The 12,118-nt window shown below is 51.0% G+C and carries 9 protein-coding genes and 1 tRNA gene; 5 read left to right on the forward strand and 5 right to left on the reverse strand.

Annotated features, from left to right (window positions below; translation table 11 throughout):
- The first annotated feature begins 474 nt into the window (after positions 1-474).
- Positions 475-555, forward strand: a tRNA-Leu gene (locus tag ACR6Z4_RS01895).
- A gap of 190 nt (positions 556-745) precedes the next feature.
- Here the strand turns inward: ACR6Z4_RS01895 and ACR6Z4_RS01900 are convergent.
- Positions 746-1,714: a class I SAM-dependent methyltransferase gene (locus tag ACR6Z4_RS01900; RefSeq protein ID WP_479715515.1), complete on the reverse strand. Its 969-nt coding sequence runs from the start codon at positions 1,712-1,714 to the stop codon at positions 746-748.
- 345 nt (positions 1,715-2,059) lie between these two features.
- Complete coding sequence (locus ACR6Z4_RS01905) at positions 2,060-2,983, reverse strand: alpha/beta fold hydrolase (RefSeq protein ID WP_479715516.1); 924 nt, start codon at positions 2,981-2,983, stop codon at positions 2,060-2,062.
- A 253-nt stretch (positions 2,984-3,236) separates the two neighbouring features.
- On the opposite strand from ACR6Z4_RS01905, the gene ACR6Z4_RS01910 reads away from it, so the two are divergent.
- The 3 genes from ACR6Z4_RS01910 to typA all read left to right on the forward strand — a co-directional run bounded on the left by ACR6Z4_RS01910 (position 3,237) and on the right by typA (position 7,671).
- Positions 3,237-5,279 (forward strand): protein kinase domain-containing protein, encoded by a 2,043-nt coding sequence (locus tag ACR6Z4_RS01910; RefSeq protein ID WP_479715517.1) that lies wholly within the window; start codon positions 3,237-3,239, stop codon positions 5,277-5,279.
- 232 nt (positions 5,280-5,511) lie between these two features.
- On the forward strand, positions 5,512-5,691 hold the full coding sequence (locus ACR6Z4_RS01915; protein WP_479715518.1) for a hypothetical protein: 180 nt from the start codon (positions 5,512-5,514) through the stop codon (positions 5,689-5,691).
- A 189-nt stretch (positions 5,692-5,880) separates the two neighbouring features.
- Entirely contained in the window at positions 5,881-7,671 is a 1,791-nt protein-coding gene (gene typA, locus ACR6Z4_RS01920) for a translational GTPase TypA (RefSeq protein ID WP_479715519.1), read from the forward strand.
- Between the two features lie 62 nt (positions 7,672-7,733).
- Here typA and ACR6Z4_RS01925 read toward each other — a convergent pair whose 3' ends face one another.
- From ACR6Z4_RS01925 to ACR6Z4_RS01935, 3 genes are all read right to left on the reverse strand, one after another.
- Complete coding sequence (locus tag ACR6Z4_RS01925; RefSeq protein WP_479715520.1) at positions 7,734-7,955, reverse strand: hypothetical protein; 222 nt, start codon at positions 7,953-7,955, stop codon at positions 7,734-7,736.
- A 296-nt stretch (positions 7,956-8,251) separates the two neighbouring features.
- Positions 8,252-8,734 (reverse strand): adenosine-specific kinase, encoded by a 483-nt coding sequence (locus ACR6Z4_RS01930; RefSeq protein WP_479715521.1) that lies wholly within the window; start codon positions 8,732-8,734, stop codon positions 8,252-8,254.
- Positions 8,735-8,748: 14 nt separating this feature from the next.
- A complete protein-coding gene (locus ACR6Z4_RS01935; protein ID WP_479715522.1) occupies positions 8,749-9,561 on the reverse strand; it encodes a PRC-barrel domain-containing protein in 813 nt (270 codons plus the stop codon).
- Positions 9,562-10,021: 460 nt separating this feature from the next.
- On the opposite strand from ACR6Z4_RS01935, the gene ACR6Z4_RS01940 reads away from it, so the two are divergent.
- Positions 10,022-12,097 carry a glycosyltransferase gene (locus ACR6Z4_RS01940; RefSeq protein WP_479715523.1) on the forward strand — a complete coding sequence of 692 codons (2,076 nt, stop codon included), beginning with the start codon at positions 10,022-10,024 and terminating at the stop codon, positions 12,095-12,097.
- Positions 12,098-12,118 lie beyond the last annotated feature (21 nt).

The following is a 12,118-nucleotide window of genomic DNA, read 5'->3' on the forward strand; positions in this document are numbered from 1 at the left end:
CCGTAGGGGCAGGTTTTGCCGAAACGTTGACTGCAAACCGATCAGGAATTTGCTAAACCTGCCCTTACAAAGATTTGTGAGTCAAGCAGGGGGTGAACAGTCGTTCGTCCACACAACCAATCATCGACGTGATTTAATTCCGGTTCTCCCCATATTCAGCACTGCTGGAATTGATAGGACAGCGGATTATTCTTCAGCTACCTGTATTATAAATTCGCCCGGTCGTGCTGCTTATAGTGGTGTGCAAGTTCGTTAAGTACGGAAACGGTGTTGTGGGGCGCGGAGCGCCCCACAACACCATCCTGAATCAACCTGCACAGCGCTATAAATATCTGGATAGGTTAGGGAACTCGCTATCAAATAAAAACTCTGCGCCGACCCATTTGTCTTGAGAAATCTTTGCCAGGATGCGAAGTTATGGTTTATGCTTAAAGACTGGGGAATGTAAAACCCTCATTCCTGATTGATTACCTTGCGGATGTGGCGGAATTGGTATACGCGCACGTTTGAGGGGCGTGTGGCTTTGCCTTGCGAGTTCGAGTCTCGCCATCCGCATTAAAAAAATTGCTTTGCCGTCAGGTCAAAGCGTTATTGCAACCCTAAATTATCCAACTGGATAGCTTAGGGTTTCATTTTTGGGATGACAGATTTTGTGTCGGAGTCATCCAATTCTGTTTAAATAAAACCCAAACTCTGTTTGAGGGAGCGACGGCTTTGCCGTCGCTCCCTCAAACAGACTCCATAGCTATCGCACTTGCGCGATCGCCGTTCGATGGCGGGGGCTGTTGCTGGTTACGGTGGGGCGGGTAAACCCAGCATCATAAATAGCCTGTTCTAAATCGAGGGCAAAGTATTCGTCTAGATAGGGTTCGGTACTTTTAAGCAAGGTCAAAATGTACGGTGGCATTTTGGCAAAAATTTCAGACTTGGGGTTCATGTCCATAATTGCCAGATGCCCACCCGGACGCAGTAATCGTCGAGCCTCCCGGATAATGGCGATCGCCGCTTCAGAGGGCAGTTCGTGAAACAGTAAATGGGCAGACACCAGATCAAACGAGGCATCCGGTAAGCCTGTGGTTTCGGCAGCCGCATGGAGCCAGGTAATCGGGGTCGGTTCACGCAATGCCTGATCCGCTGATCCCTGCTCTTTAGACCGATACTGGGCGATCGCTAGAAAGTAAGGAGACAAATCAAGCCCGGTCAATTTTGCGGTGGGATAAAGGGCTTGCAGGGCAAACGTACTCATGCCCACACTACAGCCAATATCTAAAATATCGTGAGGCACTTGGCTAATCTGAGCCTTTAGCACATCATGATAGCTCTGACGTAACCAGGCATCGCCTTCTGCACCTGCTTCTTTCCAGATGCGAGCATGCACCGCTTGCGCTGCCACTTCTACTTCCATCGCCGGTTCCCAGCCCAGATTGCCTTCTTCGTAAGCATGGAAAGAACAGACGTAATAGGGCGGATAGGTCAGATCAGGATTTTGGATGTGCTGGAGGTCTTCTTCCCATTCGGGGGCAAAGGATGCGGCACGATTGCGCGATCGCAGTTTTTGGACGTCCTGTCGCCAGTAAACCCCGATCGATTCTGCCCGCCGAATCATCATATTGCGGGCACGGTTTTTTGCCAGATTTGCCAGGGGCTTAATTGCCAATACCCCATTGATGAGTCGCGAAGCGAGTCTAGGAGCGTTATTTACCGTCGCAGTCATAAAAATTAGGATGATGTAAAGGTTGGATGATGATGGAGTTCGTTAAGAGCCTAGCCGGAGATATTGTGGTTCGGATGCTTTCGGCACGATAGTTGTCGTAGGGGCGAACGGCGTTCGCCCTTACAAACGATGCAATAGTCATCGTATTTATACCAATCTTTTATGAAATTGCGCCAAACTAGAACCCCCTGTAGTCCCCCTTGCCAAGGGGGACGGCGACAGCCGGGGGTTGAACAAGGCGCAGCTTCACATTAAATCGGTATTAATCCACGATCCTGAGTATGGCGATCGCACGTTTAAAGATCCTACAGTGATTTTCATCCTCGTAAAACCGGATAGCATCGCTCAGGTCATAGTATTGCGATCAGAAGACTGGGCAACCCACTGCAAAATTTCTTGATTCACCCGATCGGCACATTCGTCATAAAGACAATGTCCGGCATTGGGAATTTCGACCAGTTTTAGAAGAGGATTTAGAGTAGGCAACTCTTTGCCTTGAGACAGGGGCACAACTCGATCTTGCTGCCCCCACAGAACTAACATCGGCTTTTGCAATTGCGGAACCAGCACGTTGATTTCAGGACTGTAATCAGTGTCGGTGCGTGCCCTTGCCAGCCGAACAAACACCTCATCTGCTCCTCGATCTAAAGCTGGGGTGACAAAACTGGACACCAATTCTTCCGTCACATACTCCGGGTTAGCATAGGCAGCCCGGAGCACCGTTCGCAATACCGCAGGTTGCCGAAACAGGTTAAAGATAGGTTTGATCAACAGAGGATGTGTAAACAGGCGCTCGACTGCCAGGGCAACCGTCTGGATGCCTCCGGGCAAGAGTTCCTGACGGGCAGGGGGCAACGTTAGCATGACCAGGCTTTTAACCATCTCTGGATGGGCGATCGCTGCGGTTAGCGCCACGACTGCGCCCAGAGAATGACCAATTAACACCATCGGCTGTTTAATAAACGTCCGCCAAAAGTCATACATCTGCTCTGCCCACATCGAAATGTTGTAGAGAGTAGACGCTTTCTCAGACGCACCAAATCCCAGTAAATCCAACGCATAGACGGTATGAAACTGGCTCAGCGGCAGCAAATTAGTTTGCCACTGCGCCAACGATAAGCCAAAGCCATGCAGCAAACAGATCGGCAGGCTTGTCTGGGGATCCGCCTCGATCCCGGCTCGCACATAGGCATAGCGAATTTGCCAACCCCGCCATACCCAATCCCGCTGGCAACCCAACGGTTTATGCATCAACGATAAGTGGGGCATATCACCTCCGGTGCTATAGGTGGTCTGGATGTTCCATCACGTTGGCGATCGCGATGTTCAAGCGAGTGGCATCCAGATTATTTTCTAAAAGCTACGCTCCGCATGGCTTTTGGAAAATAATTGGGTTCTAGTCGAGCGCAAAGCACTATAAGTTTTGCGCTGTGGGGTCTGAGATCTATTACGTCAAAGCCCCTACAGATTTATCCTAGATGCAGATGGGGTAGTCTAACGGTACATCTACCAAGCGTCAGCTATGAGCCTCTGCATTAACCCACGTTGTCCCGAACCCGATCATCCGGGTAACGATACCAGCACTTTTTGTCAAAGTTGTGGGTCAGATTTGGTATTGCAGAGCCACTATCGAGTGCTGCGTCTGCTCAGTGATAAGAGTGGGTTTGGTAAAGTTTACGAAGCCTATGAGCGTAGCACCCCCAAGATTTTAAAAGTACTGAAAGAAGTTCATAGCCACAACGACAAAGCGGTAGAACTGTTTCAACAAGAGGCGGAGGTGTTAAGCCAACTCCACCATCCCGGCATTCCGTTGATTGAACCTCACGGGTATTTCCAGTTCCTGCCCAGAGATGGGTTGGGGGTAATCCATTGCATCATTATGGAGAAGATCGATGGACCGAACCTGCGAGAGTGGATGAAGCAACAAGGCAACCATCCGATTGGGCAACAGCAGGCATTAAACTGGCTGCAACAGATCTCAGACGTGTTGCATCTGGTACATCAAAAAAATTATTTTCATCGCGATATCAAACCCGAAAATCTGATGTTGCGATCGAGCGGTCAGGTCGTATTGGTCGATTTTGGGGCTGCCCGAGAAATGACCTATACCTATTTGGCGCAGTTGAGTGGGGGGTCGAGCGGCGTCACCAAGATTAGTTCGGCAGGCTACACCCCGCCAGAGCAAGAGCATGGTCAAGCCGTGCCCCAGTCTGACTTTTATGCATTGGGGCGTACGTTTATCTATCTGATGACGGGCAGATTACCGACGGATAACAGCATCTATGACCCTGTGCATAACGAATTTCATTGGCGTGCCTATGCCCCTCATATTGCACCCCCGTTAGCCAATTTTATTGACACGTTAATTGCCCCGCGAGCCTCCGATCGCCCCCGAAGTACGCAAGATATTTTAGAGCAGCTGAGATATTTAACGGATGAGTTGGCGCACTATCCCGCTCCACCCGATGGGTTGCCCTTGACGACGAACAGTACTGCTCACCGGACGACCGTCAATCCTGAAACGGTACACCAGGGCGAACCCAAATCCCAGCGAGGTTGGCAAAAGCCAGTTGTCATCGGTCTGGCAGCCTTAGTGCTGGCGGCTGGTGGTTGGGGAATTTGGCAAACGTATCGGTTGCAACACCCGTTCTCTGCGATCGCCGATGCCAAGGTAACGTTACTGACAGTTCTGTCAGGTCATGATGGCAACGTTAATACTATTGCCCTCAGCCCCGGTGGGCAAACCCTGGTAAGCGGCAGTTCTGATAACAGTATCAAAGTGTGGGATTGGGTCACGGGCACCGTATTGCGCACCCTGACGGGACATGCCAGTTTCGTCAACATTGTCACCGTCAGCCCCGATGGTCAAACGATTATCAGTGGCAGTGCCGATCGCACGATTAAAGTCTGGGATCTGAGAACCGGCGCGTTATTGCGCACCCTGACGGGTCATACCAGCTTTATCAATGCCATCATCGTCAGCTATAACGGACAGTTGATTATCAGTGGGGGTGCCGATGGCAGCATTAAAATTTGGGACTTTCAAACAGGTGAGGCATTAAAAACCCTGGTGGGTCACGTCAGTGGCATCAACACCCTGGTGATGAGCCGAGATGAAAAACAGTTGATCAGTGGCAGTTCAGATGGCGAGATTAAAATCTGGGATATGGCAACTGGGAAAGTAGAACGGGCGATCGCCAATCACGATAGCCCCGTCAATGCCTTGGTGGTCAGCCTGGATGGCAAAACTCTGATTAGTGGCAGTGCCGACGGCATTATTCAAACCTGGGATTTGAACACAGGCACGCCAGAGTTAACCCTGACAGGGCATGCAGGTGCCGTCAACGTCTTGCAACTCAGCGACGATGGTCACACGCTCTACAGCGGCAGCGCCGACCGAACAGTGCGCATCTGGGATTTGAAAGCAGGTAAAGCGGTGTACGAGTTAGACGGCTTTAGCACCTATGTCAACGAACTGGTCGTCACCCCAGATCCCCATATTTTGATCACCAACAGTGCCAGCGGCAATATTCGAGTTTGGCAAGTCCCCGAAACCGTCCCTTAAGCTCACAGATTGGTCAACCCTTTTGGAGAGAGCGACGGCAAAGCCGTCGCTCTCTCTAAAAGAATAGGGATTTATAGAGCGCTGTGCGGGTTGATCCAGTCCGGTGTTGTGGAGTGCGCCCCAATACCTCTCGGTTAAGCTTCTGCCCCCAAGGGAATTAATTCCCTCGCTCATAGCTAAAGTCCGTTGAAACGGACTACAACCCAGAACTAGCGAGTCTTTCAGTCCCTTTATGGGACTTGAGCTATTAGCCCGGAATTTCAATTCAGGGCGGGTGATGCGACTAGCCGAAAAGTATTGGAGTACGCCCCACAACACCGCTTCTGGATTTAGTGAACTTGCACACCACTATAAAATCTACGATCCTCAAGAAATCAACACGGTGCATTCTGTCAGCCACTTTCAGCTGTAAGGTGCCAGGTGAAAATTCACGATTTAAAACAGATTATGTCAGTTTCGTAAAAATCCTTAAGCCGTTTAGGAGAAGATTACGTTAAGATCGTTACGGCTTCTTTACACGGAATTGATCCGAACCAAGCGGAAGATTTAATTAAGAAGTCCTTAAGACCAAATTTTTCATCGCCATATCTGGGAATTTCCTATGACTCTCCCCATTCGCAATGTCGCTATCATTGCCCACGTCGATCATGGTAAGACAACGCTTGTCGATGGCTTACTGAAGCAATCCGGTACATTCCGAGAGGGAGAAGAGATCCCAGATTGCGTCATGGACTCTAACACTCTAGAACGCGAGCGCGGCATCACCATCCTTTCCAAGAACACTGCCGTTCGCTATCAAGGCATGTTGATCAATATTGTTGACACCCCTGGACACGCCGATTTCGGTGGTGAAGTAGAACGGGTGTTGGGCATGGTTGACGGCTGTTTGCTGATCGTCGATGCCAACGAAGGACCGATGCCACAAACCCGCTTTGTGCTGAAAAAAGCGCTGGAAAAGGGCTTGCGTCCCATCGTTGTGGTTAACAAGATTGACCGTCCTCAGGCAGATCCCTACGGTGCCATTGATAAGGTGCTGGATCTGTTTTTGGAACTGGGGGCAGACGACGACCAGTGTGAGTTTCCTTACCTCTTTGCCTCTGGCTTAGCAGGCTATGCCAAAAATACCCTGGAAGAAGAAAATAACGATATGAAGCCTCTGTTTGAGGCGATCTTGCAACATGTGCCACCCCCGGTTGGCGACCCGACCAAGCCGCTCCAACTGCAAGTGACAACGCTGGACTATTCAGATTATCTCGGTCGTATTGTCATCGGCAGAATTCACAACGGCACCATCAACATGGGGCAGCAAGCGGCGCTGGTCAAAGAAGATGGCAGCATTGTTAAAGCCAAAATTACCAAGCTACTTGGCTTTGAAGGGCTGAGACGGGTAGAAATGGCGTCTGCCTCGGCAGGCTATATCGTGGCGGTTTCCGGCTTTGCGGATGCCAACATCGGCGAGACGATTACCTGCCCTAACGAACCTCAGGCGTTGCCTCTGATTAAGGTAGATGAACCCACCCTGCAAATGACCTTCTCGGTGAATGACTCTCCGTTTGCCGGACAGGAAGGCTCGTTTGTGACCTCACGGCAACTGCGCGATCGCCTGACACGAGAGCTAGAAACGAACGTAGCCCTGCGGGTGGAAGATACCGATTCCCCCGATAAGTTTTCGGTTTCCGGTCGGGGTGAACTGCACCTGGGCATTTTGATTGAAACCATGCGCCGGGAAGGGTATGAGTTTCAAGTCTCGCAGCCACAGGTAATTTACCGGGAAGTCAGCGGTCAGCCCTGTGAACCTTACGAATTGCTGGTTTTGGATGTACCTGAAGTGGCTGTAGGCAGCTGCATCGAGCGCCTCGGTCAGCGTCGTGGTGAAATGCAAGATATGCGAGTGGGCAACAACGGTCGCACCCAGTTGGAATTCGTGATTCCGGCACGTGGCTTGATCGGCTTTCGGGGCGACTTTATGCGCCTGACTCGAGGTGAAGGCATTATGAACCATAGCTTCCTGGACTATCGTCCGCTCTCCGGTGATCTGGAAGCACGGCGCAACGGGGTAATGATTTCCTTTGAAGAAGGAACCTCTACCTTCTATGCCATGAAAAATGCAGAAGATCGGGGGGTGTTCTTTATCGAACCGGGAACGAGAGTCTACAGAGGCATGATTGTCGGCGAACATAACCGACCTCAAGATCTGGAGTTGAATGTCTGTAAAACCAAGCAGCTGACCAACCACCGTGCATCGGGTGGAGAAGAATTGGTGCAACTCCAAACCCCTGTGGATATGAGCCTGGAGCGAGCCCTGGAATATATCGGACCCGACGAACTTCTGGAAGTAACACCCGAATCCATTCGCTTACGCAAAATGTCTAAGAAATTGGCAAAACGCTAGTTTCAAGCGGCATGAGTTGAAAACGACTTCAATTTAATAGCATAGACATCGGGCGATCGCCTTTAACCACAGTTAAGGGCGATCGCCCTTGTTTTGAAACAGATGCCCATTTCCGCTAATTTTGCTTCGACTTCTGTCTCTGAGCTCAAGCGATATTGGGCTTGATAGAGATAATTGGCGGTTCGTTTGCCATCGAAGTCTACCGATGGGGCAGGTTCCCAGACTTTTAAGATCCAGGGTTTTGCTCGGTTGATCTGAGGTGCGTAGCGAATCGAATATTGCATGGAAAGACTCCCGATGACAAAGGTATCGTGGCTCGGTAAATACCCCCTGAATCATCGTTGAGCCGAGGTCTATCCAACCTTTCACTGCTCATGCTGCTGCGTAAATGCTATATCTAGCTTGACTCAACGTAAAAAAAGTCACCTCTGACGTTCTGTAGAACTACGTCTATATCTCTAGGTAGAGATGCCAGGTATGGTGTGATCCAGCTACAAAAAACGGTGTGGGTGACGCGCGACGCGCGTCACCCACACCGTTTTTTGTAGCCTAAACCTGTACTCTGTTCGAGCAAAAATTGCTATAACTTGTAGCCGATTTGCCGTAAAAAGTTCTTGCGGGTCACAATATCGGCTTCCGTTTCTACACCCTTGGGTGAGAAGCCATCCACCACCCCCAAAATGCCTCGTCCCTGTTGCGTTTCTGCCACAATCACCTCAACTGGATTGGCAGTCGCACAGTAGATGTGGCACACCTCAGAGCATTGCTTAATGGCATTGAGAAAATTGATGGGATAGGCTTCTTTCATCACCACAATGAAACTATGCCCGGCGGCGATCGCCTGAGCATTGGCGATCGCGTTTTCTTGTAAAGTGGCATCATTTCCAGCAATGCGGATTAAGCAGGGTCCAGACGCTTCACAAAAGGCAATACCAAATTTCACCTGAGGGGATGTCCCCACCATGATTTCATACAAATCTTCAATGGTTTTGATGAAATGGGTTTGACCCAGAATGATATTGGCACCGTCCGGAATCGTCAGAGGAACAGAGTGCAGTTCCATAGTCAGTTGATTGGCTAACGTTGATAGGGAAAGGTCTCCGATCGCCGACCCCGCGTTGAACCAGGAATTTCGTTAATCTGCTGAGTCGTCGGTAGCATCAGCACCCCGTCGTCAGAAATGACTCCTGCGGGTTCGCCAGACGGCAAGATAATGGTACCGTCTTCCGTTACCATGGCACCCGTCGAACCGCTGGTGGGTGAGATGATTAGACCTTCATCCGTAATCATACCCGTGATATTCCCCGCAGAATCCAAAATCATCCCATCATCTTGAATGATGCCGGTGCGCTCTCCATCGGGTGAAACGATCACACGTCCTCTCAGGGCAGTGCTGCCTGCGGTGGGTTCGGCAGTGCTGCCAACCGTGCCACTGCCAGGGGTTTGCGCGGGGGTAGTCGGGGTAGCTCCGCCTCCATACGTGGTAGTGCTAACCCCAGAGGGCGTAGTCGTCGTCGTGGTAGTAGTGACCGTGGGACTATTGGTGGTAGTTGCTGTCGGTGTATTGGGTGTTCCTGTGGGAGTGCCAGTCTGGGTCGGTGCTACTTCACCGACAGAAACCGGATTAACAGGGGTGACAGATGTGGGAGTAGCATCTGCTGGAGTTCCAGGTTTAACGTCTGTCGGAGCGGATTCCAAAGGTGTAGCGGCAGCGGGGGCAACGGGCACTACAGGTGCAGGAGGGCTGACCAGGCGATCGAGACATTCTTCTCGCCCCGTATCGGGATTGACCCAGAAGTTGCTACAGGAAGTCTGGGCGATCGCGGCGGCGGGTAATAATCCAACGGTCAGCCCCAAAAATATTACGGTGGATGTTCGTTTATCAAGCATCAGTCAGTCCTCGCCATCTTACGGTAATCATATAGCAGCCTTATGGGATTGGTCAGATTTTGTAGATTGGAGGCGATCGCTCTTCACAAAACTGATCACAAAGCTGAATAGACTGCTGTGCCTTAATGCTAAGACAGGGGATTAGGGGTTGCGCCCCCTAGCAGGCGTAGACTTTCTACCGTCCATCCTGATCTTTAGGTCGATGTCCCCGATGAATCATCGGCAATCCGGAGGCTCACCCGATGCTTTATTAAGCGAGCGACGGCGGAGCCGTCGCACACTTAAAAAGAATGACAAAGTTTTCATGATCTTTAGTCAATTCTCAGGATTGTCTCATCTTCACAAGAGAGAATAGGAGGACGAACTGGCACAAAACCCAAAATGCTGAAGATCTGTACAGAATCGCTCAAAAAAGCTGATTTTTAACAGTTCCCTTTCATACAACTCTTACTACTCACGCATGACTGTTGGCTACTTTGAATTAGATCGCATTCTGGTTCTGATTCCAGTTCGTAATGAAGCTATCACGATTGGTAAAGTGATTGAGTCCCTGCAAGCGTGGGGACTTCTTCATATCCGTGTGGTTGATAATGGCAGCCATGATGACAGTGCGGCGATCGCCCGTGCTGCTGGAGCAGAGGTGATTGACGCCCCCCATCCCGGCTATGGTCAGGCGTGTTGGCAGGGGTTGCAAAATCTTCCGGCTGAGATTGAATGGATTCTATTTTGCGATGGCGACGGCAGCGACGACTTAAGTCAGCTGGCTGATTTTTTAGCCGCCCGCTCCCAGTTTGATTTGATACTGGGCGATCGCCGAGCTATCCCCAGCGCCCGCGCCGCCCTCACCCCCATTCAAAATTTTGGGAATGGCTTAGCCACAGGTTTAATTGGTCTGGGGTGGGGCTACTGGTATCGAGATTTAGGACCCTTGCGTCTGATCCGACGCTCTGCGTTAGAGCACATGCAGATGCGCGATCGCGGCTTTGGTTGGACGGTTGAAATGCAAGTCCGTGCCGTTGAGTTAGACTTGCGGATTAAAGAACTGCCTGTCGATTATCATCCGCGTCAAGGAGGGCGATCGAAAATCTCCGGAACGCTGTGGGGCAGTATCCAGGCAGGCATCATTATTCTCACGACCCTTGCCCGTCTCTATGGGAATCAGATCTGGACGCGGGGTACCCGTGGTCAGGTGGATAGCAGGGATAGGGATGAAGCTCTGTTGCCGATGGCTCCCAATACACCTGCCTGGGCAATTTGGCTCAGCACCTTTTGTTTGATCAGCGGCTGCATTCTTCTGGCACCGCAAGGCGATTTTCGCCAGGGAGTTACCCCTCAATTTTGGGCAGGTGTCGGCAGCATGGGGCTGGGTTTTCTGCTCTCCTGGCATATCCGCTCGATTACCCCCCTGTGGTTTTGGGTAGTGACGCTACTGACGCGATCGCTGTTGATCCCCATGTATCCCGGTGACGACATCTGGCGCTATCTCTGGGAAGGGGTGATCCAACTCCACGGATTCAGTCCGTACGACGTTGCCCCCAATGCCCCAGAATTAATCCCCCTGCGTCCAGATTGGTGGTCACAAATTAACCATCCTGATGTCACTGCCATCTATCCCCCTGCCACCCAGTTAGGATTCCGGCTGCTAGCCAGCATTTCTGCTTCTGTGCTGGTGTTCAAACTAGCATTTATCGCCGCCGATGGCTTAACCTGCTGGTTGCTCAGCCGTCGCTTTGGTTACACAGCAACCCTGCTTTATGCCTGGAATCCGTTGATTCTCTATACCTTTGCGGGTGGGGCACATTACGATAGCTGGTTTATCTTGCCGCTGGTTGCCGCATGGCTTGTGTTTGAACCCACCCAGCAGCGGCGATATCTGCTGAGTGCAGGGTTTCTGGGCATCAGTATTGCCATTAAGTGGATGACCTTACCGATGTTGGGTGTCTTAGGTTGGCACGCTCTGCGGCGGCATGGCTGGACATGGGCAGGTTGGGTGATGGTCTGCGGGTGTCTGCCATTTCTGCTCAGTGCCCTGCCGTTTTGCCAGGTAACATCCTGTCCCCTGATTCCAACAGACTCAGTATTTGTCTCTCGTGGTCGCAGTGCTGAACTGATTCCCTATCTCATCGGCTTGCTCTGGCAATCATCCAAAGCATTTAATCACTACTACTTGCTGCCCCTGGTAGGGGTGCTGTTTGGCTTACTATGGCGCAGTCGTAGCGTTTTGCAATTTGTCGAAGGCTATTTCATCGCAGTGTTGATGCTATCGCCAATTGTCCATGCCTGGTATTTCACCTGGTTGGTGCCATTTGCGATCGCCAGTCGCAATTTAGGCACGCGATGGGTGAGCCTATCGGCATTTGTTTACTTTGTTTTGCCTCACCGTCAGGCAATGGGCAATCCTGATTGGCTATTGCAGCCTGTTGAACGAACCCTATTATGGGCACCGTTGGTGATCGGTTGTTTGGGAACACTATGGTATTCTCAGCGATCGCCCAGACTCACCTCAGGAAAGATTCAGGCGATTGAGCCTAAATAAATATGAATCATTATCATCAAT

This window comes from Calyptranema fuscum S582, from assembly GCF_055793305.1.